The sequence below is a fragment of the Microlunatus sp. Gsoil 973 genome, from assembly GCF_009707365.1.
Lineage (GTDB): Bacteria > Actinomycetota > Actinomycetes > Propionibacteriales > Propionibacteriaceae > Microlunatus.
Genome location: NZ_CP046122.1, coordinates 3,299,357 through 3,325,637 on the forward strand (window position 1 = coordinate 3,299,357; position 26,281 = coordinate 3,325,637).

Below are 26,281 nucleotides of genomic sequence, written 5' to 3' on the forward strand. Positions count from 1 at the left end.
CATCGTGTCACGCCTGAGGCATCCGCCGATGCGGACACTAGACTCCGACCATGCCCGATCAGCGCCGTGCCCCCTTCCCCGAGGCGGCGATCTCCTGGATGCTGGGCGATTCGCCCCAGCGCCTCCTTGACCTCGGGTCCGGACGTGGCCGACTGGCCAGGATGGCCGCTGCGGCCGGCCACCGGGTGCATGCGTTGGATCGCTCCGCGTCGGTGATCGGCCGGCTGGCTCCGCGCGTCCCCACCGGATTACACGTTGTCGCGCAGGCCGAATCTCTCCCGTTCGCAGACCAGACTTTCGATGTGGTCAGCTCGGCAGAGACGCTGCACCGCTTCGCACCGGGGTTGGTCAGCGTGGAGATCGCTCGCGTCCTGCGGCCCGGCGGCAGGCTGGTGGCGGTCTACCTCACCCGCGACGACACGGTTCCGTGGGTGAAGAAGCTCGCCCGAATCCTCCAGGAGGTTGATCCCGACGCGATGAGCGGCGATTTCGGCCAGGGCTCGGTCGAGGCGATGGCACAGACGCCGTACTTCACAGACCTGGAGCGACGGAACTTCCGCAACTGGTTGCCGATCGACCGACCCGGCTTGCTGGACATGGTCGTCAGCCGTCCGGCGACCGCCGAACTGGACGATTCACGCCGGGCCGCACTGCTGAAGGAGGTCGGCGGCCTCTATGACAACTACGCGCGGTCACCCGAACCGCTGTTACTACCCTTCCAGGCCTCCTGTTGGCGGGCCCGGGTCGACCACCAGGAGCTTGCCCTGACCAGCGGTGAGGACGGGTTGGACATTCCGCTGGGTCTGTGAGCCGGCTGCGCACTGTCGGAAGCCCGACGTACCGTTCCTGCCATGGCTGATCCGGGAGTGCGCACTGGCGAGGACATCCTCGACGAGGATTGGTACGGCAATGAGCTGGACGGGCTGCGGTTCGTCGACTGTCGATTCAGCCGCGTCGACTTCACCGAGGTCCGCAGCCGCAACGTGATCTTCGATGCGTGTCGCTTCGGCAATTGCGCCTTCAACGCCTCGGAACACCACGAGACCAGCTTCGTCGCGTGCACCTTCGCGCGCAGTTCGTTCTTCTCGGCCACTCTGTCCGGCTGCAAACTGTCCGGATCGATCTTCACCGACTGCGAGTTTCACCCGATCACGATCAAGGGTGGGCTGTGGCAGGGGGTCACGTTACGCGGCGCGGATCTGACCAAGATCGACTTCACCGGAGTGGACTTCCGGGACGCCGATCTGTCCGATTCCGATTTCGGCGGAGCGACACTGCGGTCGGCCAATCTCAGCCTTGCGACCGTACGCAACACCCGGTTCGTCGACGCCGATCTGACCGGCTGCACCCTCGACGGCGTCGATCTCACGGCAGCGGTCCTGGGCAACACCCATGTCGACATCGCCGGCGCGATCACCATCGCAGCCGCGCACGGTGCGGTGCTCGACTGATCAGCCGGATCGCCGGAAGCGACGAGCCAGCCGCTGCAGTGGTCCTCCGGTGTCGGCCTGGGCCTTGGTCCGGGCCTCGGCTTCGGCACGGGCCTCGGCTTCCGCCCGGGCAACCGACGCCTGCAGGGCCGCCTCGCGGGCCGCAGCTTCCTCAGCCTCCCGGGCGGCCTGCGCCTCTGCCTCGGCGCGGTCGATCTCGGCGCGGCGGGCAGCGAGTTGGGCCTCCCGCGCCTCGCGTTCGGCCTCCAGTCGAAGCTGCTTGCGCTCCCGGCGCCCCTCCACCAGCCGATAGAGCACCGGAACCAGGATCAGGGTCAGCACCGTCGAGGAAACCAGACCACCGATCACCACGATCGCCAAGGGCTGGGAGATGAACACACCGCCACCTGTTACACCGAGCGCCATCGGCACCAGCGCGAAGATCGTCGCGATGGCGGTCATCAGAATCGGACGCAGCCTTCGCCGGGCCCCGTTGATCAACGCCTCGTTCACCGATTCACCGGCCGCGCGGTAGTGGTTCACCAGGTCGATCAGAACGATCGCGTTGGTGACTACGATGCCGACCAACATCAACAATCCGATCAGCGACGGTACGCCCAACGGAGTATCGGTGATCACCAACGCCAGCAGCGCTCCGACCGCCGCGAACGGGATAGAGACCAGCAGGATCAGCGGCTGAACCAAGCTCTTGAAGGTCGCAACCATGACCACGTACACGATCGCGATAGCGACCAGCAGCGCCAACCCGAGCTGGGAGAACGCATCGGCCTGGTCGGAGCTGACACCGCCCAGCTGCGTCGAAGCTCCCGCAGGAAGATCAAGTCCGTCCAGAGCCTTTGTCACATCGGAGTTGACCGCACTCAGGTTGTCACCGATCGGCGTCAGCGAGACGGTCGCGCTGCGCTGACCGTCTCGCCGACTGATCGACGGCGCGACCTTGGACTCGGTGACGTCAGCCACCTGGGACAACTTGATCTTCTCGGGCTGCACCGGATCCTGGGTCGTCACGACCGAACCCGTACCTGCTGTCTGCCCGGCGGCGCCACCCGGGTCTGCCCGACCTGCACCGGTCTGACCGCCGCCCGCCTGGCCGCCGCCCGCCTGGCCGGCTCCCGCCTGGCCGGTGCCAGTCTGATCCGTGCCAGTCTGATCCGGCTGACCCGCACCGGCCTGGCCTGCACCCGACGGGCCTGCTGTCGTTGGGCCTGTGCCCGACTGACGGGTTTGGGCGGACGCCGGCACGGTGATCTTGAGATCGCGCAGCTCCTGCAGACCGACCGGAGCATCGGCGACCTTGAGTACCACATCCTCGTCGTCACCGGTGGTTTCGATGCTGCCGACGACCGCCGGTGCCAGAACGCCCTTCAACGTGTCGGTGATCTGGCTGACACTCAGCCCTTTGCGCTGGGCCTTGATCGGGTCGATGTCGACCTGAACGATCGGCTGGGCAGCAACGATCGAGGAACTCAGGTCGCTGACCCCCAGCACCGTCTTCATCCTCCGGTAGACCAGATCCGCCGCCTGCTCCAAACGATCTCGGTCCGGCGCGGTGATGTTCACCTCGACGTCGGAGCTGGTACCGAAGCCGGAGCTGGCACTGACCGTCACTGATCCGACGTCGGACAGCTTGTCGATCGCCGTCCTGACATCACGCTGGATCCGTTCTTGATCATCCTCGGTGTCAGTGGTCACCGCGAACGATGCGGAATCGCTGCCGCCACCGAAGATGCCGGCGAAACCGCCGCCGCCGATGGTCGTCTGTACGGTCTGTACGCCGGGCACACCACGGATCGCATCCTCGACCTTCGACGCCTTGGTGCTCTTTGCGTCCAGGCTCAACGCCGGCGCGAAGTCCTGGGTCACCGAGAGGGTGTTCTGGCCGCTGTCGCCGAGGAAATCCGTCTTCAGCTGCGAGGACAGGGTGCCCGTGCCGCCCATCACCAGCAAAGCGATCAGGATCGTCACGATCGGATGCTTGGTCGCGGCGCGGATGATCGGCACATAGCCGCGCTGTAAAAGGTTCCGGTGTTCCTTGGCCTCGGCCTGCTCGCGTACCTGATCAGCATCGACGGTCACCTTCGGCGCCCGCAGGAACCAATACGCCAGTACCGGAATGATCGTCAGCGCCACCAACAAGGAGGCGAGCAGAGCGATGGTGACCGTCAGCCCGAAGGGCCGGAACAGTTCGCCGACCTGGCCCCCGACCAGAGTGATCGGCAGGAAGACGGCAACAGTGGTCACAGTCGCTGCCGTGATCGCAGTGGCGACCTCGCGCACCGCGGTGGTGATCGCCTTGAGTTTGGGCTCGCCGTAGGCCAGGTGACGCTTGATGTTCTCGATCACCACGATCGAGTCGTCGACGATCCGCCCGACGGCGATGGTCAACGCACCCAGGGTGAGGATGTTCAGCGAGTAGTCGGCCACCCGCAGACCGATCAACGTGATCAACACCGAGACCGGGATGGACACCGCTGTGACCAGCGTCGAGGTGCCGGAGAGCAGGAAGATCAAGATCACCAGAACCGCCATCACCAACCCGAGTCCGCCCTCGGTCAGCAGATCGTCGATCGACTGGGTGATGAACGGCGCCTGATCGAAGACCGTGGTGAACTTCGCATCGTCGCCGAGCTTCTTCGCGATGTCGGGCAGCGCGGCATTGACCGCATCGCTGACGTCGACGGTGTTGCCCTCCGGCGTCTTGGTGATCGACACCGATAGGGAGTCCCGGCCGTTGGTCCGGGAGATCGAAGTGGTCGGTGCATTCTTCTCGCTGACCTTCGCGACGGCGCCGATCCTGATCTTGGATCCGTCCGGCGCCAGCATGCGGAGATCGGCGACATCGGCGGCCGACCGCAACCGCTCGCCGACATTGACCGACATCGTGCGGTTGCCGGCGTCGATGCTTCCGGCCGATGTGACCAGCCCGGAGGACTGCAGCGTCTGCTGCACGTCGGTTGTTGTCAGCCCCTTCTTCTGCAGCTTCTTCAGGTCAAGATCGACTTCGATCCGCGGGTCCGGGGCCCCCGAGATCGTCACCGCCCGCACACCGTCGATCTTCTGCAGATCGGGTACGGCGATGTTGCTGAGTCGGTCGGCCAGCGTCGCCTTGTCGCCTGCGCTGGTGACGCTGAGCTGGACGACCGGGAAGTCCTCGACGCTGCCGGTGCTGACCTGGGTGTCGGCATCATCGGGCAGCGCCGACTTGATCCGGCTGACGGCCGCCTGCAGATCCTGTTGGGCGGCGGTCATGTCGGTGCCGTACTGCATGTTGACGATGACCTGGGATGTTCCGGTCGATGAGGTCGAGGTGATGTCCTCGATACCGGAGACGCCGCCGACTGCCTGCTCGATCGGTGTCGTCACGCTCTGCGCGACCACCTGCGGTGCGGCCTCCGAGTAGGTGGTGGTGATCACAGCCGTGGGGACACTGATTGACGGGATGAGTTCCTGTTTCAGTTGTCCGGCGGTGATCGCCCCGAAGACCATGACGAACACCGTCACCAGCGCGATCAACGCGCGGTTACGCAGGCTCAGGTTGGCCAGTCTCCCCATAGACGCTCAGTCCACCATTCGTGATCGGCCCACCCGGGCATTCGTCGTCGGGCCCGGACAATATGCGGTCCGGCGCCCGGACAAGTGTCACCCAGCATCGGCGCGAAAACGATCGGGGACAACCCCCATCAGGACGAGATGTGCTCCATCCGCGGGTGGAGAACCGGCAGCGGTGCGTACCGTGAAATTGCGGAACCGAGACTTCCGGCTGCTGTTCACCGCAGCGACGGTCGGATATCTGTGCTCCATCGGTGTCGGCCTCCGGTACGCCGCCGGTCGCCGCGACCTGCTGGGCACCTACATCGTCGACAGGGTCGGAATGTTCATGGCCGTGCCGACCTCCTGTTCCCGGCTTTCGGTATCGACGTCTCCGGTCACCCCGCGCACGTACGGGAAAGGGAACGCCGGCCGCGGCTTCCTGACCTCTAGTGGGAAACCTGTGCTGGGAGTACCCAGCACCCGTTTCCCAGAAATCAGCGATCGTTAGGCTGTGGACGCGAAGGACTTCACCCGAGGAGGCGTGCTGTGAGCGACGAGACCCTGGAGAACCTGCTGACCGAGGACCGGCGGTTCCCGCCGCCCGCGGATCTGGCAGCGCAGGCCAACGTCACGCAAGCGACGTACGACGAGGCAGCGGCCGACCCGGAGGCGTTCTGGGGGAAACAGTCGGATCGAGTCAGTTGGGCCACCAAGCCGACCCAGGTGATCGACTGGAGCAACCCGCCCTTCGCCAAGTGGTACGCCGACGGCACGCTCAACGCGGCCTACAACGCCTGCGACCGGCACGTCGAGGCCGGCAACGGCGACCGCGTCGCCTTCTATTTCGAGGGCGAGCCCGGTGACAGCCGGGCGATCACCTATGCCGAGCTGACCACCGAGGTCAAGAAGGCTGCCAACGCCCTGCTCGAGCTCGGTGTGCAGAAGGGTGACCGGGTCGCCATCTACATGCCGATGATTCCGGAAGCGGCCATTGCGATGCTGGCCTGCGCCCGGATCGGCGCGCCGCACACCGTGGTCTTCGGCGGATTCTCCGCCGAGGCGCTCGCCAGCCGGATCGAGGACTGCGGCTGTGAGGTCGTGATCACGGCCGACGGTGGATTCCGTAAGGGCAAGCCGTCAGCGCTCAAACCGGCCGTCGACCAGGCGATCCAGCACGTCGGTGGAGTCCGCAACGTACTGGTCGTCCGGCGGACCGGAGAGCAGATCGACATGACCGAGGGTCGCGACCTGTGGTGGGACGAGTTCGTCGGCAGGCAGTCCGCGGAGCACACTCCCGAGGCGTTCGAGGCCGAGCACCCGCTCTACATCATGTACACCTCCGGCAGCACCGGAAAGCCGAAGGGCATCCTGCACACAACGGGTGGCTATCTGGTCGGCACGGCGTACACCCACTGGGCGACCTTCGATCTGAAACCGGAGACCGACGTCTTCTGGACCGCCGCCGACATCGGCTGGGTCACCGGTCACTCCTACCTCGTCTACGGACCGCTGGTCAACGGCACCACCAGCGTGATGTACGAAGGGACGCCCGACACTCCGCACCAGGGCCGCTGGTGGGAGATCGTGGAGAAGTACAAGGTGTCGATCCTGTACTGCGCGCCCACCGCGATCCGGACCTTCATGAAATGGGGTTCGGACATCCCGGCGAAGTTCGATCTCTCCAGCCTGCGGGTGCTGGGCTCGGTCGGTGAGCCGATCAACCCGGAGGCGTACGTCTGGTACCGCACCCACATCGGTGGTGATCGGACGCCGGTGGTCGACACCTGGTGGCAGACCGAAACCGGCATGCACATGATCACGCCGATGCCCGGCGTCACGTCCGGCAAGCCGGGTGCTGCGATGACACCGTTCCCGGGTGTCTCGATCGACGTCGTCAACGATGAGGGCCATCCCGTCGGCAACGGTGAGGGCGGTTACCTGGTGATCACCAAGCCCTGGCCGGCCATGCTGCGGACGATCTGGGGCGACGACGAGCGCTACGTGAGCACCTATTGGTCGCGCTTCGAGGGCCTCTACTTCGCCGGAGACGGGGCGAAGAAGGACGAGGACGGCGACCTCTGGTTGCTCGGCCGGGTGGACGACGTGATGAACGTGTCCGGCCACCGGATGTCGACGACCGAGATCGAATCGGCCCTGGTCTCCCATCCGAAGGTTGCCGAGGCCGCAGTGGTCGGCGCGACCGATGACACGACCGGCCAGGCGATCGTTGCGTTCGTCATCCTGCGGTCCGAGGCGGGTGACGGTGGCCCGGATGTTGTCAAGGAGTTGCGCCAGCACGTGTCGACCGAGATCGGCCCGATCGCTCGTCCGCGGCAGATCATGGTCGTCGAGGAGCTGCCGAAGACCCGCTCGGGCAAGATCATGCGGCGGCTGCTCCGGGACATCGCCGAGAACCGCGAGCTCGGGGACGTGACCACCCTGCAGGATTCGACGGTGATGGACCTGATCAAGTCGAATCTGGCCACCGCCGGCAGCGAGGATTGATCACCCGAATCGCCGGTTCGCCGATCCGGATCGTGGTCGGATGCCCCGGGCCCGCTGCCCGGGGCAGGACGGCTGTGCTCGTGACCCCAACTCGCGGGTGGCGTCCGCAAGCTCAACGTTTGACCCTGCGGCTGATTTCGGGCAGTCCGAACGACCGCAGACTCAAACGTTGACCTTGCGATCGTCACAGCGATCGTCAGAGCGATCGTCACGGCGATCGGCGATCGGCGGTGAGGGGCTGTGCCGCGGTCTTGCGGACCGGGATCGCACCGGGTCGTGGTCAGTAGCCGGTGCTGCCGTCGATCGCTTCCCGGAGCAGGTCCACGTGTCCCAGGTGCCGGGCGTACTCCTCGATCATGTGCAGGTAGACCCAGCGCAGATTGAGCGGTTCGTCGTGCCGCAGTCCGGGCAGCGGCTGGTCGAGGTCGTCGACCGCCGCTGCCTGCTGCCGGGAGACCGGAAGCTGGGCATGGTACGCGTCGAGGTCGCGCAACGCGGTCGCCGGATCGGCCTCATTGAAGTCGCCGTCCGGATCGTTCTCGCGGTAGAGCATGGGGATCGACTGGCCGGCGGCGATGTTGCCGAACCAGTAGCGCTCGACTTTGGTCAGGTGCCGGACGATACCGATCAGGCTCAGCGTCGACGGCGGCACCGAGCGGCGGCACAACTGTTCGGCGGTCAGACCGCCGACCTTGATCGGCAGCGTCTGACGATAGAGCTCGAGCCAGGCCTCGAGGGCCCGCCGGTCGGAGTCGAGGAACGGCGGATCGGCGCGTTCATCGGCGACGAGCGGGCTGGTCGGCTCGGAAGGGTTCTGAGACACGTCCGCCGAACCTACCTGACCACCGTCCCTCGGCGAGACTCCCGACGGCAGGACCTTGGGCGATGACCTGTGAGTCTGGTGGAATCGACGCATGATCATCGTCACCACGAACGAGATTCCCGGCTACAGCATCGATGCGGTGCTCGGCGAGGTCATGGGCATGACCGTGCGGAGCGCCAACCTGGGAGCGAACTTCGTCGCGAGCTTCCGCGCCATGGGCGGCGGTGAGATCCATGAATTCACCAAGATCGTCTACGAGAGCCGCAACGAGGTGATGAACCGGATGTGGGCCGACGCGCAGCAACGCGGCGCGAACGCGATCGTCGGCATGCGGTTCGACACCGGTGACATCGCCCAGGCCTTCACCGAGGTCTGCGCCTACGGCACGGCGGTTGTTGTCCGGCCGATCCCCGACGGTGAGGACGGGGCGACGGTGCAGTCCGCCCAGCAGGCGGCGCAGTCCGGGCCCCGGGCAGCGGCTCCCTCCGAAGCCCGGCCCCAGCGTCGTCCGCCGACGGAACCGGCCCAACCGTCGGCCCAACCGTCGGCCCAACCGTCGGCCCAACCGTCGGCCCAACCATCCGTCCAAGCACCCGCCCAACCATCGGCGCACGCACCCGATCCGCAGCCCGTTCCCGGCGAGTACGGCTACTCCCCGCAGGTGCCGCCGCCCACGGGTTGGCGTCCCACCGGCCGCCCCGACAACCCGAACGACAACCCGAACGACAACCCGAACGACAACCCGACCCAGGACCCAGACCACCCGCAGCAGGGCCCGTGGCAGCAGCCGCCGTACAACCGCTGACCCGCCGCGGCCGATAGCCAAGCCCGATGCCGGGTAAGGCCGCTGCGAGCGACGGCTGGGCCCGCCCGGAACGTTCAGCCGTTAGGCTCAGGCGCAACGATCATCGTCGTCGTGGCGTCATTCGGCGCGGGAGGAGACCATGGCAATGACGAGCACCAACACGGGACAGGTTCCCCAGGCGCCCGGAGTCGGGGACATCCTCAAGGACATCCAGGCCGAGGTCTCGAACCTGATCAAGGATGAGGTCGAGCTCGCGAAATCCGAACTCGTGCCCTCGGCGAAGAGCGGCGGCATCGGCGCCGGACTCTTCGGCGGCGCCCTCTACTTCGTGCTGAACGCGTTGATTCTGCTGTTCATCGCCGGCTCGCTGGCGATCTGGAAGTGGCTCGACCTGCCGATCGCCCTCGGCTTCGTAATCATGGCCGGGGTGCTCATCGTGGTCGCCGTGATCCTCGGACTGATCGGTCTTGTCGCCGTCAAGCGGGTCAAAGGACCGGAGCGGGCGATCGCCCAGGGCCAGCGCACAGCTGATTCGGTGAAGGCCGCAATCGCCCGCGGTAATGCCGCGGCGACGGCGAAGAAGATCGAGGGATCGGCGGACCAGCCGCAGATCGCCGCTCGGGCGAGCCGCAACTGACCCGCACCGCGGGCGGCCGCCGCCCGTCGTCGGGCGGAGAGCCTGATCCGTCACGCGGCGGATGTCCGTACGACCGATTGTCGTTACCGTGTCCGGGTGAGTGGCTCTGTAGCGAACGGCGCCGGCGTCTCGTGGTCCGCCCTGGACCAGATCCTGCCGAGTGCCGAACCGCCCTATCCGGGCTGGCGTCGGCCGTCTCCGGGACCGACCGGCTTCCGGGCCGACCTGATCGGCGCCGTTGCGCTGACGGTCGGAGCGGTGATCACCATGCCGCTCTATCCCTGGGCAGGCCTGATGCCACCGACCCGGGCGCCGCTGTGGCTCGAACTGCTGTGGTCGGGTGCCGTGGCACTCCCGCTGGCCTGGCGGAGGCGGTATCCGACAATCGTCGCGGTCGCCGTCTCGGCGCTCTACATGGCCGGTGGCATCGCGTTCGGCGTCTCGCTGTTCTTTCCGATGATCGCCCTGTTCGTCGCCTTCTACACGCTCGGCGCCTGGGAGTCCGACCGGCAACGTGCCTGGTGGACCCGGATGATCATCATTGCCGCAATGTTCATCTGGTTGGTCATTTCGATCTTCGTGTACGCGACCGGCCACCACAACGACGAACCAGCAGTGACCGGCCCGTTCTCACCCTTGGTATCGCTGGTGCTCATTCAGTTGCTCACCAACACCACCTTCTTCGCCGTCTCCTACTATCTGGGCAACCGCGGGTACGCCGAATCGATCGACCAGGATGCGCTGGAACGCCGCACGATCGAACTCGCCCGGGAGCGCGAGCGAGCCGCGGCGCAGGCGGTCGCACTGGAGCGCCTGCAGATCGCCCGCGAACTGCACGATGTCGTTGCCCACCACGTCTCGGTGATGGGTGTGCAGGCCAGCGCTGCCCGCATCGCCTTCGACCAGAATCCCGACGTTGCCCGGCGGTCGTTGAGCCATGTCGAGTCGAGTGCCCGGACGGCGGTCGACGAGCTGCACCGGATGTTGACCACGCTGCGCGACCCCGAGACCTGTGATCACGATCATTCATTCGGGCAGGATGCCGAGGTGGGTGCCACCGTGGGGATCCGCCAACTCCCGGCGCTGATCGGACAATCCAATGCCACCGGACTGCCCACCCGCCTGGAGATCATCGGCGAGCCCGGAGACCTGCCCTCGGTGGTTGACGTGAACATCTACCGCATCGTGCAGGAGGCGCTGACCAACGTGCGCAAACACGCAGGACCCCACGCGACCGCAGACGTCCGCCTCCGTTACTACGCCGACGAGGTCGAAGTGGAGGTCACCAACAGCGGTGCCGCACCGTCGCGTTCGGTGGCCGTGCGATCCGGGCTCGGCCAGGTCGGCATGCGGGAGCGGGTTGCCGCCTCCGGTGGCACGATCGAACTCGGTGCGCTGGCCCGGGGCGGCTACCTGGTCCGGGCGAGGATGCCGCGGTCGGACCGTGCGTCGTTGGTCGGTACCGGGAACTGATGATGAGTGACGCTATGGACCGGCCGGCGATCCGGGTGCTGTTGGTCGATGATCACGACCTGGTGCGGTACGGCTTCCGGGTCATTCTCGATATTGCCGACGGCATCGAGGTGGTCGGTGAGGCCGGCGACGGCGATGAGGCGGTCCGGCAGGCCCAGGCATTGCTGCCGGACGTGATCTGCATGGACGTCCAGATGCCGACGAAGGACGGCCTGGCGGCCACCCGGGAGATCATCGCCGATCCGCGCATCGGGGCCGCCGTACTGATCCTGACCACCTTCGATCGCGATGATTACCTATTTCAGGCCCTGGAAGCTGGGGCCAGCGGGTTCCTGCTGAAGAACGCCTCACCGGAGAATCTCGTCGAAGCCGTCCGGGTCGTGGCCGCGGGCGAGGCGCTGCTCTCCCCGCCGTGACCCGCCGGGTGATCGCCGGATTCGCCGGTCGTCGTGACCATGCAGCGCGTGAGCGACCCGGTCCCTCCTCCGGGCAGCAACCGGGCGGAGCGACAGCTGCCGGACAGGCGGACGTGCCTACCCCGCCGCTGACCGATCGCGAGTCGGAGGTCCTGCAGTTGGTCGCCCAGGGCATGTCCAATGCCGAGATCGCTGCCCGGCTGGTCGTCGGCGAGGCCACGGTGAAGACCCATGTCTCCAATGTGCTGGCGAAGTTGCAGCTCCGGGACCGGATCCAGGCAGTGATCTACGCCTACGAGCACCGTCTGGTCACCCCGGGCACGGCCTGATCGCCACAGTTCCCTCCCGAGACGGAGCCGCAAGACCCATCTGCCGGTGGATGTGGTGACGCTGTGGTCTTCCTAGCCTGAACGTGTGCTGGAGATAACCAAGATCAACAGATCATTCGGCGGCCGGCAGGTGCTGACCGATGTGAGCTTCACCGTGATCGGCGGCCGGATCACCGGCTTCGTCGGCCGCAACGGCGCCGGCAAGACGACGACGATGCGGATCATCCTCGGTGTGCTGGCCGCCGACAGCGGTGAGGTCCGGTTGGACGGCTCGCTGCTCACCCCGGCCGATCGCCGGCGGTTCGGCTATATGCCCGAGGAACGCGGCCTTTACCCGAAGATGCCGGTCGGTGAGCAGTTGATCTATCTCGCCCGGCTGCACGGTCTCAGCCACCCGGCTGCCCGGCGGAACACCGCCGATCTGCTGGAGAAACTCGAGCTATCAGACCGGGCGAGCGACAAGGTCGAGACCCTGTCGTTGGGTAACCAGCAGCGGGCACAGGTCGCGGCCGCCCTGGTTCACGATCCTCAGGCCCTCATCCTGGACGAACCGTTCTCCGGACTGGATCCGTTGGCAGTCGACGTCGTGTTGTCGGTGCTGCGGGAACGCGCCGCTGCCGGAGTTCCGGTGCTGTTCTCCTCCCACCAGCTGGACATCGTCGAGCGACTCTGCGACGACCTGGTGATCATTGCCGACGGGACCGTCCGTGCCGAGGGCCCGGGGGTGACCTCCGCGACCAGTACGCCGGCAACACCTACCAGGCGACCTTCGGCGGCGATGCCGGCTGGCTTCGTGATCAACCCGGCATCACCGTCCGTGAGTTCGACGGCCCGAACGCTGTCTTCGACGCCGACTCGCCCGAGGTGGCGCAGTCGGTTCTTGCCTCCGCGATCGGCCGCGGACCTGTCCTCAGCTTCACCCCCCGCCGGCCACGGCTGGCCGAGATCTTCAAGGAGATCATCCAGTGACCCAGACCGCCGTCCTGAACCGTCCCGCCGTTGGCCCGGGCCTGAGCTTCGGCCAGGCCGTACGCCTGGTCGCCGAGCGGGAGATCCTGACCCGGGTTCGCAGCCGCGCCTTCCAGGTGTCCACCGGAATCATGCTGGCCGCCGTCCTAGCGGGCGTGATCATCAGCGGTCTGCTGGGTGGCCGGACCAGCACAACGTCGGTGGCCGTGGTCGGCGACGTGGCCGGCCAGGTGCAGCACGCCGACGGGCTGGAGATCACCCGCGCTGATTCGGCGGCCGCCGCGGCCCGGATGATCGAGAACGGCACGGTCGAGGCCGCCGTCGTTCCCGACCCGTCGAGCCCGGCGAAGATCAAGATCATTGCCGACGACCAGGCGCCCGACGCGTTGGTCAACAAACTCAGCGTCCAGCCAGAGGTGACCCTGTTGCACCCGCCCGCGGTGTCGCCGGGACTGCGTTACATCGCGTCGTACGGCTTCGGGATCGTCTTCCTCATGTCGGCTGCGACCTTCGGGGGCACGATCGCCCAGAGTGTCGTCGAGGAGAAGCAGACCCGGATCGTGGAGATCCTGATCTCCAGCGTGACCAGCCGCACCCTGCTGACCGGCAAGATCCTCGGGAACAGCCTGTTGGCGTTCGCCCAGGTGGTGTTGCTCGGCGCCTGCGCGGTGATCGGCCTCTCGACCACCGGAGAGAACAGCGTGTTGTCCGCGCTCGGCGCACCGATGGCCTGGTTCGTGATCTTCTTCGTGATCGGTTTCGTGCTGCTGGCGGCGATGTTCGCAGCCGCTGCGTCGCTGGTATCCCGTCAGGAGGATGTGCAGTCCACCGTCACGCCGGTGACGATGCTGGTGATGGTTCCGTACTTCCTGGTGATCTTCTTCAACAACAACGATGTCGTGCTGACGATCATGTCGTACGTGCCGTTCTCTGCCGCCGTCGGCATGCCGTTGCGGATCTTCCTGTCCCAGGCCGCCTGGTGGGAACCCCTGCTGTCGCTGTTGGTCCTGATCGGCGGCACAGTCGGGGTGATCATGATCGCAGCGAAGATCTACGGCAACGCGCTGCTGCGCACCGGGGCGAAGGTGTCGGTCCGGGAGGCACTACGCAGCAGCGGGGTGGAGTGAACGGTCAGCGCGCGGTCTTCGGCCAGTCGTCGGCCTGGAACTGATCATCGATGCCCAGGTGGTCGATCAGCTCCAGCGCCTCGGTGGCCAGGTTGTGCTGGGCGGCCGGCTCGAGCACCCGGGCGGACTGGGTCCGGAAGACCTCCCGTCCGCCGAAGCGAAGCAGCACGTGCAGGCGGCCGGTGGCGAACTCCCCGTCGCTGAGCCGACCGTACTCCCGGCGCACCTGGTCGACGTAATGGCGGTACGCCTCCGGTTCCGCGGCCAGGATCGCCAGGTCGGCGTCGCAGAGCAACTCCCCGTCCGGATCGGAACCGCTGGGATGGTGGCCCTCGGTGAGCCGGACCAGGCGGGCGATCTCGCCGATCTCCTCCTGTTCGAAACCGGACCGACCAAGCGTACGGATCGCCAGCCGGGCCGACGCCTCCTCGTTGCTGATCTGACCCGGCGGGATCGCGTACACGGCGTCGTGGAACCAGGCCGCCAGCCGGACCATGAAGAGGTCGTGCTTGGCGGTCGCGAAGTCCTCGACGCGGTCCAGGACCGCGGTCAGGTGGCTCAGGCCGTGGTAGTGCCGTTGCGGTTCGCCGTACCGGCGGACCAGGTCCTCACCGATGTGCCGGTGGCCGGGCAGCAGTTCCTCGAACCGGGCCAGCAACTCCGACACCTGCTGGCCGGTGTCGTCGGGCAGGTCGGCAAGGTCGGGGGTCATGCGGGTTCAGCTCCTGTCGGTGCGTCCAGGTCGGGGCCGGCGACGGGTTGCCGGCCAAGATAGCGTGACGGTACCGCCATCGTCCGGCCCTGGTTCCACGGCCGCTGCCAGCCTCCCCGAGTCAGGACGCCGTTCAACACATAGGCGGTGAATCCCCAGATCAACAGGTCGTCGACCAGGGAATCCCGGTCCTCGCCGGCCGCTCGGGTGGACCATCGTGTAGCGGTTCCCCGGAGTCGTGAGGTCCGCGATCGGCACTCGGCGGACCGCCGCGACCTCACCAGGATCGACCACGGCGACCGGCGTGGTCTGCCGCCACCAGCCGAGCACGGGCGTCACCTGGAACCCGGACACCTCGAGATCCAGCGGCGACATCTCGCCGAAGACCTCGACACCGGACGGATCGAGCCCGGTCTCCTCGGCCGCCTCTCGGAGCGCGGCCGCCACCAGGTCGGCGTCGCCGTCCTCCAGCCCGCCGCCGGGGAAGGCTACCTGCCCGGGGTGGGAGCGCAGCGACGCGGCACGCTCGATGAAGAGCAGATCGGGCCCGCGACGATCTTCGCCGAAGAGCACCAGGACGCCGGCCGGGCGGCCTGCTGCAGGTTCGGCGGCAAACGTACGTTCTGCTTCGGAAAGGCTGTGCTGCAACGGCCGCAGCCAGGTAGGCAGCTCGTGGTCGGTCACAGCCGCACCCGGAGATGATCATGGATCAACGCGCGCAGCTGGGCATCGCTGGTCAACGGCTTGACCTGGCGGTAGACGATCCTGCCGTGCGCGTCGACCAGGAACGTCTGCGGCACTCCGATGATCTTGAGCGGACCCTTGACCTGCTGGTGCGGGTCCCGCACCTGGGGGGTAGCGCCACCTCGCGCTGCCGGCGAACCCGATCGCGGCGGCCGGATCGGGATCGGCGTAATCGATGCCGATGAAGTCGACCTTGTCGCCTGCCTCTTCGGCGACCGTTGCCAGGTGCGGCGCCTCGATCCGGCAGGGACGGCACCACTGTGCCCAGATGTTGATCACCATCGGCCGGCCACGGAGACCGGCCAGCCGGACAGTGCGGTGACTGCCCAGGCAGCCCAGGGTGACGTCGGGCAGCCCGTCGGACAGCGCAGCCCGGTCGCCGGACCTGGGGCAGTCGGGGATGCCGGCCCGTTTCCTGGCGGACTGCAACTGCTTCTCCGAGGGCCGAGGAGCGGCAGCCGTCGCCTGGTCCGGGGACGGCGTGGCCGCAGGTGATCCGCTGCATCCGGCGAGCATCAGCACGACAGCCAGGGCGGCGAGAAGGCGCCGCATCATCCTCGGGGTTCCCGGACCAGCTTCGCCGCCTTGGTCTGATCGGTCGGTCCCTCGCCGTAGGACGGGCACCAGCGGGCAATCGGGCAGGCACCGCAGGCAGGATTGCGGGCATGGCACCGTCGGCGCCCGTGCCAGATGACGTTGTGACTCAGCTGGGTCCAATCCTTGCGCGGGAACAGCGAGGCCACCTCGGCCTCGATCTTGTCCGGCTCGGTCTGTTCGGTCCATCCGAACCGGCGGACCAACCGGGCGAAATGGGTGTCGACGGTGATCCCGGGGACGCCGAACGCGTTACCGAGCACCACGTTGGCGGTCTTGCGGCCGACGCCGGGCAGGGGTGACCAGTTCCTTGAGTTTGCCGGGCACCTCACCGCCGTATCGCTCGACCAGGTCGGCCCCGAGTTTCATCAGGGTCTCGGTCTTGGCCCGGAAGAATCCGGTCGGCTGCAGCAGGGTCTCCAGCTCGGCCCGGTCGGCGGCAGCGTACGCCGCGGCGTCGGGATATTTCGCGAACAGCACAGGGGTGACCAGGTTGACCCGCTTGTCGGTGGTCTGGGCCGACAGGATTGTGGCGACCAGCAACTCCAGCGGGGTGGTGAAGTCGAGCTCGGTGTGGGCGTCGGGATAGGTCTGGGCGAGCACCCGGTTGATGGTGCGCGCCCGCCGCACCAGAGCCGTACGACTCGGGTCACCGGTCTCGGCTTTGGCGGCGCTCCGGCTGCCCCGGGTCGGACCTGACGTCATGACGATCAGCCTACTGACGGGGCCCGACAGCCCGGCACGGCGGCTTCGGGGACGTTCGGTCACGGAGCGGTCGCAGTCCGACGGTGCCTGCACCGGTCCGGGTGCGGTCCCAGGCCCATGACTGTAGCCTGTGCGAGGAAATTGCAGATGACCAGGAGGGCACGTGGACCCCGAAGTCTTGAAACAGGCTCCGCTGTTCAAGGGACTTGAGGACGAGGCAGTAGCTGCACTGTCAGCTGCGATGGGGACGGTCAAGCTCGCCAAGGGCGAGATCCTGTTTCACGAGGGTGACACCGAGGACCGGCTGTATGTGGTGGTCAGCGGCAAGGTGAAGCTGGGCCGCAGCGGCTCGGCGGGCCGGGAGAACCTGATGGCCGTCCTCGGGCCTGGACAGATGTTCGGGGAGCTGTCGGTCTTCGACCCCGGTCCTCGCTCGACCACCGCGACTGCGGTGACCTCCGCGGAGTTGCGGGTCCTGGAGCACGACGTGCTGAACAAGTGGCTGGTCGGCCGGCCGGAGGTGGCCCAGGGCCTGCTGAGCCAGCTGGCCGGCAGGCTCCGGCGGGCCAACGACACCAACGCCGATCTGGTCTTCTCCGATGTGCCCGGCCGGGTGGCCAAGGCCCTGCTGGATCTGGCGACCCGCTTCGGTGACCATCGCGAGGACGGGATCCACGTTCATCACGATCTGACCCAGGAGGAGCTGGCCCAACTGGTCGGCGCCTCCCGGGAGACCGTGAACAAGGCACTGGCCGACTTCGCTGCGCGGGGCTGGATCCGGCTCGAGCCGCGGTCGGTCACCCTGATCGACGTGGAACGGGTCGAGCGCCGCGCCCGGTAGGCCCACGCCGGGTTCCCCGTCTAGGACGCGCCGAGGGTCGCACGGGTGGTGTGTGACTGGCCGTCCCGCTGGTAGGTCAGGCTCACCGCTGTGCCAGGCGCGTAGTAGTGCGTCGCTGCGATCAGCCCGTCCGCCGTTGTGACGGTGAAGCCGTTCAACGACGTCACCACATCGCCTGCCTGCAGTCCGGCTTCGGCGGCGGCGCTTCCGGGCTTGACGCTCTGCAACTCCACACCCGTCGTGGTCGAGCCGAGGCTGCTCCCGTCGGTTCCGGAGATGGTCACCCCGAGTACCGCGTCGTCGGACTTGCCGGTTGCGATCAGCTGCGAGGCGACCCGGACCGCAACATCGGACGGGATCGCGAATCCGATACCGATGTTCCCGGCCTGTTCACCGCCAGAGCCCTCGTCGGTTGACGCGATCGAGGAATTGATCCCGACCACCGACCCATTCAGGTCGACCAATGGTCCGCCGGAGTTGCCGGGATTGATCGCGGCGTCGGTCTGGACAGCCATGTACACGGCATCGTTGTTCTCTCCGGACCGGACCGGGCGGGCGACATTGGAGACGATGCCGCTGGTCACGGTCTGCGACAGTCCGAGTGGTGCCCCGACCGCGACCACGGACTGCCCGGTGCTGATCGAACCGGACTTGGCGAAATCGGCGGGCACCAGGTTCTTCACGCCGCTGACCTTGATCACCGCCAGGTCATCGGTCTCGTCGGTCCCGACCACCTTGGCCGATGCAGTCCGGCCGTCGCTGAAGGTCACCGTGATCTTGGACGGGCCGTTCGGCTGCATGCCGCCCAATCCACCGTTGGTCTGGCTGAGCGCTGCCACGACGTGGTTGTTGGTCAGGATGTGGCCCTTCTTGTCCAGCACGACTCCGCTTCCGATGTCACCGCTGTTGCCGGCCTGCACCGTGATTGTGACCACCGACGGCTCGATCACCTTGGCCGCGCCCTCCACTGTCCCGTCGGCCTTGGCCTGTTGGGGCGCCGTCTGGGTCGTGACGGCGATCGGCGAGGCGATGCTTCCCGACCCCTGGTCGAGGAATGCATACGAGCCGATCCCCGCACCGGCGCCGATCACCGCGGCCAGGGCAAGAGAGGCGATCACCAGTGGCCCGCGGCGCCGGTTGCCGCGCCGGCTCGGCGGCTGGTTGCCTGCTGCCGGCGGCGTTGTCCCGCCCGATGTTCCGTACGGGCCGGGCTGCTCGGAGGTGAACGCCTGACCGTACGGGTTTCCCGGTCCGTACGGGGTGTGCTGCTGATAGCCGGTCCTGCCGTAGGCAGTGGTCCGGAAGGGGTCGGCCGGTGGGTAGCTGTAGCCGCCGTGCGGGCTCTGCTGATAGCCGGGATGATCGGCCGAGGGGGTGCCGAAGCCGTGGGCGGCGCCGGGCGGGTTGACGCCGGGGCCATCGGACGGGGGCACATTGGGCTGGGGCCCGTCGGGCTGGGGCGCTATGGGCTGGGTCGGCTCCGCTCCGGAGTCGGCACCGAACGGGTGGCCGAAGGGCTGCGCCCGGCCCTCCGGGTTTTCCGGCAACTGTTGGTTCATGCCAGTTACAGTTCCTCGGCCGCCTATGGGTCAGCTGTGCATCGGCTGTTGGCTCGTTCTGAACGCTTCTGCAGCTGAAGCAGGCCACCGATCCGCCGCCGAAGTGGAAAGGTGGGTGGAGAGTAGGTACGTCCCTTCCGGAGCTGCCCGATCCTGGCGGAGGACAACGATGATGACCCGTGCACGGCGTGGCCCCCGGCCGGCGCAGCTGTGGTTCATCGGCGTGACGATCGTCGCCGTCGTCGGCGTGCTGCTCGGGATTCACGTCCTGTCGGGCGATCGGGCCTACACGCCCCAGGCGGCGGTACGGCAGTACTTCACGGCCCTTACCGAGCGCGACGCCGACCGCGTCGTCGACCTGGAACCGGACCTTGATCAGCAGTCGTACGCGATCAGCGTGCTGCAGAGCCCGGACTACCGACCGCCTGCCAGGGTACGGATCGGGGAGATCGTCCGGACCGGTTCCGGCCGGGCCTCGGTCGAGACCAGCTACACGATCAACGACCAGCCGTTCACCTCGTCGATCACCGTGGTCCGCGACGCGAGACGGTCGATCCTGGGTCTCCGCACCTGGCGCACAGTCCGGACGCTTGCCGGGGTGCAGCTGAACAGCCCGTTCTTCTCCGGGCCCAAGATCAACAACCGGCTGATCCCGCAGAACAGCGATGCGGTGCCGCCACTGTTGCCCGGCGGCTACCGGGTCACCAGCGCGCCGAATCCGCTGGCGGACGTACCACCCGCGGAGGTCGCCGTACCGGTGGGCGCCGCCGGCGCGGCCGACCTCACGCCGCGCCTCAAAGCCGGTGCAAGGATGGCGATCGATCCGCTCGTCGCCGAGTACGTCGACCGGTGTATCGACGCGGTGAACCACCGCAAGCCGACCCGCGATTGCAGGTTCGTCGCAGGCGTCGAGGTCCGCGCCGGTGAGATGATCACCGTCGACCGGTATCCCCGAAGCAAGCTCGTGCTGTCCGACCACGGCATCCAGGTGACCACGGCGGAGAAGGGACGGCTTTGGGTCGTCGCCCCTGAGGCCCACGATCGGCATGTCCGCTACTCCGTGGCGGGGTTCGTCTACCTGAACACCGACAACGACCCGTTCTTCAGTCCGAGAATCTGACCCCGATCGACTCCAGATAGTCCAGTTGCGCACGCACCGACTGCTCAGCAGCCGGCCACACCGACGGATCGACATCGGCGTAGACCCGACGAACGATCTCGGTCGGTGTCCGATCACCCGCCGCGACCGCGGCCCGCACCTGGTCGAGCCGGTCCTGTCGGTGTTCGCGGTAGAAGGCCAGGACTCCGGCCGGATCGGCCACCCGGTCGCCGTGGCCGGGCAGGATCTCGGCCACATCATGCCGCGCAACAATGTCGATCATGACGTCCAGCGAACCCAGGTAGGCACCGAGGTCGCCGTCCGGATGCGTGATCACCGTGGTGCCCCTGCCGAGAACCGTGTCCCCGGTGAGCAGATAGCTGGTGCTGCCCGGTTCGGTGATCAGGAAGGAGATCGAGTCACTGGTGTGGCCGGGGGTCGCGACGACCTGCAACGCCAGAGCGCCGAGGGCACGACGGTAACCGTCGACCAGCAGATCCGCTCGGGAGTCGGCGACACCCGGATCCGCTGCCATCACACGGCATCCGGCAAGTTCTGCCATCCTGCCCGCTCCGTCGGTGTGATCTCGGTGCCGATGGGTGATCCACACCGCCGCCGCGGATCCTCCGGCAGCCGCCAGCACCCTGTCCAGATGATCTTCATCCAGTGGCCCCGGATCAACGATGATCGGCGGTTGATGATCAACATCCCCGACCACCCAGGTATTGGTGCCGTCCAAGGTCATCGGTCCGGGATTGAATGCCAGGACCTTCTGGACGACGGGGCTCACCCGTTCATAGGCGTACGGCATCAGATCCACCCGTCAACAGCTCGTGATCATGATCGCTCGGGACCGTAGTCGAAGACCCAACCGTCCGGACCGTTGACCAACCGGGGAAGGACCGTCTCGATCATGCGGTCCGTGGCCGCGGCGAGGGCGGCCGACACCGAGTCGAAGCCCGCCAACTCGATCAGGATCGACCTGGTCGGCGGCAGAACCGCGATCTCACCGGAATCGGCTGCAGCCAGCAGTTCCGTCGGAGACCTCCACTCCGCGGCGGACGTCTCGCCCGACACGTCGGCTGCCTGTTGTCCGTCCGGAAGACCCGCCAAATAGAAGAAGGTGTCGTACCGCCGCGGCTCGAACGCCGGGGTGATCCAATGCGCCCACGGCCGCAACTGCTCCGGATGGAGCCGGACGCCGGTCTCCTCCTCGGTTTCCCGGACCGCACAGGCCGTCAACGCCGGATCTGCCGGATCATGATCATCGGCGGGTACGCCGTCGAGCGGGTCGAGCCTGCCGCCCGGAAAGACCACCATTCCGGCCGCGAACGGCATCCGGGAATGCCGGTGCAGCGCGTAGGTCTCGAGCCGACGGTGATGGTCGCGCAGCAGGACGACGCTGGCCGCGGTGTGCGCGGGCGCCGGGCCGGACGGCCCGGCTGACTGCAAGCCATCGATCACCGACGCCGGGACGGCGCGATCGAGACGGGCGAGAATGTCGCGCGACGATACTCTCATCGACACTGCGTCCCGAGCTTCAATCGGTGGCGATCTGGGCGATGATCTCCACCTCGACCGGCGAATTCAGTGGCAGCGAGGAGACACCGACCGCACTCCGGGCGTGTACGCCGTCCTCGCCGAAGATCTCACCGAACAGGTCACTCGCACCGTTGGCCACCTTGGGTTGTGCGTCGAAGTCGGCGGTGCCGGCGACGAACGCGGTGACCTTGACGATCCTCCGGATGTTGTCGATGCCGCCGGCGGCCTCGGCGACCGCGGCGATCGCATTCAGGGCAGCGCTGCGAGCTGCGGCTGAGGCATCCTCGACACTGACCTCGGCACCGAGTTTTCCGGTCACTACAAGCTGCCCGCCGACCAGCGGCAGTTGTCCCGAGGTGTACACGAGATCACCGAGCACCACGGCTGGTTGGTAGGAGCCGATCGGCTGGGCAACCGACGGCAAGGTCAGGCCGAGGTCGGCGATGCGCTGGCCTGCCGTCATCCCCTGCCCGCCCTGCCGCGGTACCTCGATCGGCCGCTTCAGGTAGGCGACAAGATTCTCCGGATTCATACCCGGGACGATCTGCACCAGTTCCCAGCCGTCGGCACCCCAGTTGTCGAGGATCTGCTTGGTGGCGTGCACCAGCACCGGAACGGTCACGTACTCCCATTTCGTCATGTAGCTCACCCTACTGACGCCCCTCGGGTACGCCGTCTGTGGATAACCGGCCCAAGGCGCCGACCGACATCCCTAGCGTTCCGTGCGGGCCCGACGGTCGGGTCTGAAGGAGGAACGATTCGTAGTGGCCACCAACTCCGGCGAGGCCGACGGCGCGGAGAGTCCCTGGCTGCGGCCGGGATTTCTGGCCAGCGGTTGCGTCGTCGTGGTGATCCTCGCCCTCGGCGTCTACGTCGGTATCAGCAGGATCACCGACCACCGGGCGGACCAGGACGACACCGCCACCGTCGCGCCCACGTCACGGTCGGGCGCGACCCAGGCAGCCCGCAGTGACCGATGCGGGTTGCCGGAGCCCGCCACCACCGGTGCCGAGCCCATCGGTCTCGACCGGCGGCACACGACCTGGCGGTACAGCAATGTCACGGCCTATCCGGTGTCCGCCGTGTACGGACCAGGCAGGACGTCGGAACACGGTTTCCGGTACTGCTTCCAGCATTCCGCCGGTGGTGCGTTGTTCGCCGCAGCGAACGCGATCGCGTTCGACAACGCCGACGTGAGTCAGGCGCGGGCCTGGTCGGAGTACATGGTCGCCCAGGGACCCTATCGGCAACAGCAGCTCGCGGGCGACTACGTGCCTCGTGACCCGGACCTCCGGCTGCAGATCATCGGCTACCGGATCCTCAGCTACACCGCCGACGAGGCACTGGTCGACATCGCGGCGCGGGCCTCGACCGCTCAGGACACCATGATCATCTCCTGTGTCTTTGACCTGGTCTGGCAGCACGGGGACTGGCACTTCACCACGAACCATCCCGATCCGGTCAATGTCGTCCGCGTCGGCGACACGACCGGCTACTCTCCCTGGGGCGCCGACTGATGTGCTGGCCGGAACCGGTCTGCAACCTCGACGACATGGGCAAGGACGTCGTCCGGAAGATCTCCTACGCGATCATCGACTCCCAGACCGACACGCTGACCACGCTGGGCACGTTCTGGACCCGCTACCGGACGCCCGACCTGACCGGCGGCGCCGCACCGACCGTCGCCGGACCCGCCCCGCACGCCACGAATATCGCAACCGTTCTCGGATACGTCACCTGGATCGGCCTCGCTCTGGCCGTGCTTTCCCTGATCGCCCTGGGCGGGCTGCTCGCCGTCCGGATGCGCACCGGTGAAGGGATCGCTGCGCTGGGCAGGATGGGAGCCGTGCTCGGCGGTGTCCTGCTGCTGTCGGGCGCTACCTCCGTCGTCACCCACGCACTGCCGGCGGGGCCGCACGGTGTCGGCGGAGCCACGGGTTTCATCCAGTCGGCTCTGTGGTGGTACATGGCCGCAGCAGCGACAGCATCAGTGTTGATCGGCGCGATCCGAATGATCTGGGAGCAGCGGGCCCACCCCGGGCGCGAGTTGGTCAGGAGTCTTCTGACCTTGATCGTTGTTGCAGGCGCCGGCGTCACGATCGTCAACATGTTGATCACTGCCGCGGACTCGTTCTCGGTCTGGGTGATCGACCAGGGCATGAGGTGCGGGCCGGAGGACAGCCAGTGTTTCGTGAACAGCGTGAAACGCATCCTCAAGATCAGCGAGGGTGACGGCACCTTCGACGGGACGCTGTTGATGATCATCATCGGTCTGGTGGCGTTGCTGTCGGATCTGATCCAGATCGTCCTGATGGTGGCCCGCTCCGGGATGCTCGTCCTGCTCACCGGGGTCCTGCCGATCGCCGCGGCCGCAACGAACACCGAGATGGGCAAGCTCTGGTTCAAACGATGTGTCTCCTGGCTGGTCGCCTTTCTGCTGTACAAGCCGATCGCTTCGCTGATCTACGCAGCCGCCTTCAAGCTGGTCACCAACCAACTGCGGACCGAGGACGAGCTGTTGAGCATGTTGACCGGCACCATGCTCATGTTGCTGGCCGTCCTGGCCCTTCCGGCACTGTTGCGCTTCGTGGCGCCGATGGCGAGCGCTGCGTCGAGTGGGCATGCGTCCGGGGCCGCGGTCATGATGGCCGCAGCGCGGCTGCCCTCGGGTGCCCGGTCGACCGCCACCCATGAATCGGCCCGGTCGTCGACAACGACGTCCGCCCCCAGCGGGTCGACCAATCCGAGTGCGACCGGCGCCGGCTCCGGTGCCGGCCCGAGCGGGTCGGGGGGCGGATCGGGCGGACCCGCCGGCACCGCACAGACTGGGCGATCCGGTGGCGGCAGTGCGCCGCGACAGTCAGCCGGCAACCCGCACACAACCGGCTCCGCCCCGAACGGCTCCTCGGGAAGCGCGGGAAGCACCGACGCCGGCGCAGCGCAACCCGACGGCGCACAGACGGTGACGACGACCACCACCGAGAACACCCGGGGACGTCGGTACTCCGACGGACCGGGCGCATCCGGCCGCGCACTGCAGGGCGCCGCGCTCGCCGCGGGCGCTGTCCATGCCATCACAGAGGAGTCGACCGGGTCCGGTGGCTGACGGGAGGCGCGTGCCCGGTGCGGGCACCGGGTGGCATGTCGGGAGTGCCATCCGGTGTCCGCCTCCGGCGAGGGTGCCGCAAAGGGTTCAGCGGCAGAGACAGAAGGGGTGGCCGCTGGGGTCGAGATAGACCCTGAAGGTCGGGCTGTCGTCAGGTCCCTCGACAGGCCGGGCGCCCAGCGCGATGGCGTGCTTCTCGGCAGCATCGAGGTCGTCCACGCGGAAGTCGATGTGGAACTGTTGAGGCACCCTCGGGTCCGGCCAGGACGGCGGCGTCAGGTCCGGCGCCAGCTGAAAGTTCAGCACCGACCCGTCCGGCCCCTTGAGATCGGCCCAGTCCGATTCCACATTGGGCTCCGGCCAACCGAGGAGATCGGCATAGAACTTGGCGAGACCGCCGGGGTCCGGAGTGTCGATGACCACCGAGATGATGCTGACTGCCGGGGTTGCGTCTGTGCTGGTGTCGCTCATGGCCTCAGCTTGCCGTCCGCCTCTGACAACTCTGTTCCTGGCGATCAGGCGGCGCCGGGCTGCGCATGGGCCGTCGATGGTCAGCACATGAGCAGGTGTGCCGCCCATCGGGCCGAGGCGGCCGAGCCGAAAGTCATCCAAGTGCGCGCATTACCATCGGAGCATGACTGAGGCCCCCGCAACCGGTCCGTACGAACGGCCACGATCGATCGGCATCCTCGGCGGCACCGGACCTCAGGGGCGGGGTCTGGCCCGTCGGTTCGCGGCGGCCGGTTATCAAGTGGTGATCGGCTCCCGTTCCGCCGAACGCGCCGCGGCGGCGGCCGCGGACTTCACCGGGCTTCCGGTGAGTGGTGTCGCGAACGCGGATGCCGCCGGCGCCGACCTGGTCATCGTCGCGGTGCCCTACGACGGGCACGCCGAATTGCTCGGCGAATTGGCGCCGAAACTGGCCGGCAAAATTGTCGTGGACTGCGTCAATCGAATCGGCTTCGACAAGCAGGGCCCCTACGCAATTGCAGTTCCGGACGGATCCAGCGCCCAGGAGGCGGCCCGCATCCTGCCGGATTCCACAGTGATCGGCGCCTTCCATCACGTCAGCTCCGTGCTGCTGGACGATCCGGGCGTGGACCGGGTCGAGCTGGACGTCCTGGTTCTCGGCGAGGACCGGGCGGCGATCGAGTCGGTGTGTGACCTCGTCACGGCCATCCCCGGCGCCCGCGGCATCTACGGCGGGCGGCTACGCAACTGCGGCCAGGTCGAGGCGCTGACGGCCAACATCATCGCGATCAACCGCCGTTACAAGGTCCACGCCGGCATCCGGATCACCGACGTCTGAGGCC

At 67.3% G+C, this 26,281-nt stretch carries 24 protein-coding genes and 5 pseudogenes; 16 read left to right on the plus strand and 13 right to left on the minus strand.

Annotated features, from left to right (window positions below; translation table 11 throughout):
* Nucleotides 1-50 precede the first annotated feature (50 nt).
* Entirely contained in the window at nt 51-809 is a 759-nt protein-coding gene (locus tag GJV80_RS15485) for a class I SAM-dependent methyltransferase (RefSeq protein ID WP_154688669.1), read from the plus strand.
* 42 nt (nt 810-851) lie between these two features.
* Nucleotides 852-1,451, plus strand: coding sequence for a pentapeptide repeat-containing protein (locus GJV80_RS15490; RefSeq protein WP_154688670.1), 600 nt, complete (start codon nt 852-854; stop codon nt 1,449-1,451).
* Here the strand turns inward: GJV80_RS15490 and GJV80_RS24050 are convergent, their stop codons facing one another.
* Nucleotides 1,452-5,003, minus strand: a complete 3,552-nt coding sequence (locus GJV80_RS24050) for an efflux RND transporter permease subunit (protein WP_230207738.1) — start codon at nt 5,001-5,003, stop codon at nt 1,452-1,454.
* 181 nt (nt 5,004-5,184) lie between these two features.
* On the opposite strand from GJV80_RS24050, the gene GJV80_RS15500 reads away from it, so the two are divergent.
* Both GJV80_RS15500 and acs read left to right on the plus strand, forming a co-directional pair.
* Complete coding sequence (locus GJV80_RS15500) at nt 5,185-5,490, plus strand: hypothetical protein (RefSeq protein WP_154688671.1); 306 nt, start codon at nt 5,185-5,187, stop codon at nt 5,488-5,490.
* Between the two features lie 38 nt (nt 5,491-5,528).
* A complete protein-coding gene (gene acs / locus GJV80_RS15505; RefSeq protein ID WP_154688672.1) occupies nt 5,529-7,487 on the plus strand; it encodes an acetate--CoA ligase in 1,959 nt (652 codons plus the stop codon).
* 280 nt (nt 7,488-7,767) lie between these two features.
* On the opposite strand, the gene GJV80_RS15510 is transcribed toward acs, so the two are convergent.
* A complete protein-coding gene (locus GJV80_RS15510) occupies nt 7,768-8,310 on the minus strand; it encodes a DinB family protein (RefSeq protein ID WP_230207739.1) in 543 nt (180 codons plus the stop codon).
* Nucleotides 8,311-8,401: 91 nt separating this feature from the next.
* On the opposite strand from GJV80_RS15510, the gene GJV80_RS15515 reads away from it, so the two are divergent.
* The 7 genes and pseudogenes from GJV80_RS15515 to GJV80_RS15540 all read left to right on the plus strand — a co-directional run bounded on the left by GJV80_RS15515 (nt 8,402) and on the right by GJV80_RS15540 (nt 14,066).
* Complete coding sequence (locus GJV80_RS15515) at nt 8,402-9,115, plus strand: YbjQ family protein (protein WP_154688673.1); 714 nt, start codon at nt 8,402-8,404, stop codon at nt 9,113-9,115.
* A 145-nt stretch (nt 9,116-9,260) separates the two neighbouring features.
* Nucleotides 9,261-9,752, plus strand: coding sequence for a phage holin family protein (locus GJV80_RS15520; protein ID WP_195908957.1), 492 nt, complete (start codon nt 9,261-9,263; stop codon nt 9,750-9,752).
* A 96-nt stretch (nt 9,753-9,848) separates the two neighbouring features.
* Entirely contained in the window at nt 9,849-11,225 is a 1,377-nt protein-coding gene (locus GJV80_RS15525) for a sensor histidine kinase (protein ID WP_154688675.1), read from the plus strand.
* 2 nt (nt 11,226-11,227) lie between these two features.
* Nucleotides 11,228-11,970, plus strand: a pseudogene (locus GJV80_RS15530) (response regulator).
* Nucleotides 11,971-12,124: 154 nt separating this feature from the next.
* Nucleotides 12,125-12,466 (plus strand): annotated as a pseudogene (locus tag GJV80_RS24055) (ABC transporter ATP-binding protein); the annotation flags it as partial.
* A gap of 173 nt (nt 12,467-12,639) precedes the next feature.
* Nucleotides 12,640-12,939: a DUF4162 domain-containing protein gene (locus GJV80_RS24060; RefSeq protein WP_230208422.1), complete on the plus strand. Its 300-nt coding sequence runs from the start codon at nt 12,640-12,642 to the stop codon at nt 12,937-12,939.
* A complete protein-coding gene (locus GJV80_RS15540) occupies nt 12,936-14,066 on the plus strand; it encodes an ABC transporter permease (RefSeq protein WP_230207740.1) in 1,131 nt (376 codons plus the stop codon). The genes GJV80_RS24060 and GJV80_RS15540 overlap by 4 nt, the downstream gene beginning before the upstream one ends.
* A 4-nt stretch (nt 14,067-14,070) precedes the next feature.
* Here the strand turns inward: GJV80_RS15540 and GJV80_RS15545 are convergent, their stop codons facing one another.
* The 5 genes and pseudogenes from GJV80_RS15545 to nth form a co-directional block, all read right to left on the minus strand.
* Nucleotides 14,071-14,778, minus strand: coding sequence for a hypothetical protein (locus GJV80_RS15545; RefSeq protein ID WP_195908958.1), 708 nt, complete (start codon nt 14,776-14,778; stop codon nt 14,071-14,073).
* A gap of 6 nt (nt 14,779-14,784) precedes the next feature.
* Nucleotides 14,785-15,462: a CoA pyrophosphatase gene (locus GJV80_RS15550; protein WP_230207741.1), complete on the minus strand. Its 678-nt coding sequence runs from the start codon at nt 15,460-15,462 to the stop codon at nt 14,785-14,787.
* Complete coding sequence (locus GJV80_RS24065) at nt 15,459-15,626, minus strand: hypothetical protein (protein WP_230207742.1); 168 nt, start codon at nt 15,624-15,626, stop codon at nt 15,459-15,461. Before GJV80_RS24065 ends, GJV80_RS15550 begins: the two co-directional genes overlap by 4 nt.
* A gap of 34 nt (nt 15,627-15,660) precedes the next feature.
* Nucleotides 15,661-16,077, minus strand: a pseudogene (locus GJV80_RS25140) (redoxin family protein); the annotation flags it as partial.
* Nucleotides 16,074-16,728: pseudogene (gene nth / locus GJV80_RS15560) on the minus strand (endonuclease III). The pseudogenes GJV80_RS25140 and nth, both read right to left, overlap by 4 nt.
* Before the next feature lie 256 nt (nt 16,729-16,984).
* Between nth and GJV80_RS15565 the strand changes: the two are divergent.
* A complete protein-coding gene (locus GJV80_RS15565) occupies nt 16,985-17,662 on the plus strand; it encodes a Crp/Fnr family transcriptional regulator (RefSeq protein WP_154688677.1) in 678 nt (225 codons plus the stop codon).
* Between the two features lie 20 nt (nt 17,663-17,682).
* On the opposite strand, the gene GJV80_RS15570 is transcribed toward GJV80_RS15565, so the two are convergent.
* Nucleotides 17,683-19,221, minus strand: coding sequence for a S1C family serine protease (locus GJV80_RS15570; RefSeq protein ID WP_154688678.1), 1,539 nt, complete (start codon nt 19,219-19,221; stop codon nt 17,683-17,685).
* A 172-nt stretch (nt 19,222-19,393) separates the two neighbouring features.
* Between GJV80_RS15570 and GJV80_RS15575 the strand changes: the two genes are divergently transcribed.
* On the plus strand, nt 19,394-20,341 hold the full coding sequence (locus tag GJV80_RS15575; protein ID WP_154688679.1) for a hypothetical protein: 948 nt from the start codon (nt 19,394-19,396) through the stop codon (nt 20,339-20,341).
* Here GJV80_RS15575 and GJV80_RS15580 read toward each other — a convergent pair.
* The 4 genes and pseudogenes from GJV80_RS15580 to GJV80_RS24070 all read right to left on the minus strand — a co-directional run.
* Complete coding sequence (locus GJV80_RS15580; protein WP_154690308.1) at nt 20,325-21,131, minus strand: MBL fold metallo-hydrolase; 807 nt, start codon at nt 21,129-21,131, stop codon at nt 20,325-20,327. The two genes, GJV80_RS15575 and GJV80_RS15580, sit on opposite strands and share 17 nt — an antisense overlap.
* Nucleotides 21,132-21,157: 26 nt before the next feature.
* Nucleotides 21,158-21,841 (minus strand): NUDIX hydrolase, encoded by a 684-nt coding sequence (locus GJV80_RS15585; RefSeq protein WP_154688680.1) that lies wholly within the window; start codon nt 21,839-21,841, stop codon nt 21,158-21,160.
* 19 nt (nt 21,842-21,860) lie between these two features.
* Nucleotides 21,861-22,325, minus strand: coding sequence for a RidA family protein (locus tag GJV80_RS15590; protein WP_154690309.1), 465 nt, complete (start codon nt 22,323-22,325; stop codon nt 21,861-21,863).
* Nucleotides 22,326-22,358: 33 nt separating this feature from the next.
* Nucleotides 22,359-22,502: pseudogene (locus GJV80_RS24070) on the minus strand (DUF4177 domain-containing protein); the annotation flags it as partial.
* Between the two features lie 124 nt (nt 22,503-22,626).
* On the opposite strand from GJV80_RS24070, the gene GJV80_RS15595 reads away from it, so the two are divergent.
* The gene (locus GJV80_RS15595; RefSeq protein WP_154688681.1) at nt 22,627-23,379 is read left to right on the plus strand and encodes a hypothetical protein; all 753 of its coding nucleotides are present in this window, start codon (nt 22,627-22,629) and stop codon (nt 23,377-23,379) included.
* Nucleotides 23,379-24,968 carry a hypothetical protein gene (locus GJV80_RS15600; RefSeq protein WP_195908959.1) on the plus strand — a complete coding sequence of 530 codons (1,590 nt, stop codon included), beginning with the start codon at nt 23,379-23,381 and terminating at the stop codon, nt 24,966-24,968. Before GJV80_RS15595 ends, GJV80_RS15600 begins: the two co-directional genes overlap by 1 nt.
* An 87-nt stretch (nt 24,969-25,055) precedes the next feature.
* Here the strand turns inward: GJV80_RS15600 and GJV80_RS15605 are convergent, their stop codons facing one another.
* On the minus strand, nt 25,056-25,439 hold the full coding sequence (locus GJV80_RS15605) for a VOC family protein (RefSeq protein ID WP_154688683.1): 384 nt from the start codon (nt 25,437-25,439) through the stop codon (nt 25,056-25,058).
* A 163-nt stretch (nt 25,440-25,602) separates the two neighbouring features.
* On the opposite strand from GJV80_RS15605, the gene npdG reads away from it, so the two are divergent.
* The gene (gene npdG, locus GJV80_RS15610) at nt 25,603-26,277 is read left to right on the plus strand and encodes an NADPH-dependent F420 reductase (RefSeq protein WP_154688684.1); all 675 of its coding nucleotides are present in this window, start codon (nt 25,603-25,605) and stop codon (nt 26,275-26,277) included.
* Nucleotides 26,278-26,281: the final 4 nt, after the last annotated feature.

Bases quoted from the DNA above. Each gene is read 5' to 3' on its own strand.
- GJV80_RS15485 (WP_154688669.1), top strand. From the start codon at position 51: ATGCCCGATCAGCGCCGTGCCCCCTTCCCCGAGGCGGCGATCTCCTGG.
- GJV80_RS15490 (WP_154688670.1), top strand. From the start codon at position 852: ATGGCTGATCCGGGAGTGCGCACTGGCGAGGACATCCTCGACGAGGAT.
- GJV80_RS24050 (WP_230207738.1), bottom strand. From the start codon at position 5,003: ATGGGGAGACTGGCCAACCTGAGCCTGCGTAACCGCGCGTTGATCGCG.
- GJV80_RS15515 (WP_154688673.1), top strand. From the start codon at position 8,402: ATGATCATCGTCACCACGAACGAGATTCCCGGCTACAGCATCGATGCG.
- GJV80_RS15520 (WP_195908957.1), top strand. From the start codon at position 9,261: ATGACGAGCACCAACACGGGACAGGTTCCCCAGGCGCCCGGAGTCGGG.
- GJV80_RS15545 (WP_195908958.1), bottom strand. From the start codon at position 14,778: ATGACCCCCGACCTTGCCGACCTGCCCGACGACACCGGCCAGCAGGTG.
- GJV80_RS15570 (WP_154688678.1), bottom strand. From the start codon at position 19,221: ATGAACCAACAGTTGCCGGAAAACCCGGAGGGCCGGGCGCAGCCCTTC.
- GJV80_RS15575 (WP_154688679.1), top strand. From the start codon at position 19,394: ATGACCCGTGCACGGCGTGGCCCCCGGCCGGCGCAGCTGTGGTTCATC.
- GJV80_RS15580 (WP_154690308.1), bottom strand. From the start codon at position 21,131: ATGCCGTACGCCTATGAACGGGTGAGCCCCGTCGTCCAGAAGGTCCTG.
- GJV80_RS15585 (WP_154688680.1), bottom strand. From the start codon at position 21,841: ATGAGAGTATCGTCGCGCGACATTCTCGCCCGTCTCGATCGCGCCGTC.
- GJV80_RS15590 (WP_154690309.1), bottom strand. From the start codon at position 22,325: ATGACGGCAGGCCAGCGCATCGCCGACCTCGGCCTGACCTTGCCGTCG.
- GJV80_RS15600 (WP_195908959.1), top strand. From the start codon at position 23,379: ATGTGCTGGCCGGAACCGGTCTGCAACCTCGACGACATGGGCAAGGAC.
- GJV80_RS15605 (WP_154688683.1), bottom strand. From the start codon at position 25,439: ATGAGCGACACCAGCACAGACGCAACCCCGGCAGTCAGCATCATCTCG.
- npdG (WP_154688684.1), top strand. From the start codon at position 25,603: ATGACTGAGGCCCCCGCAACCGGTCCGTACGAACGGCCACGATCGATC.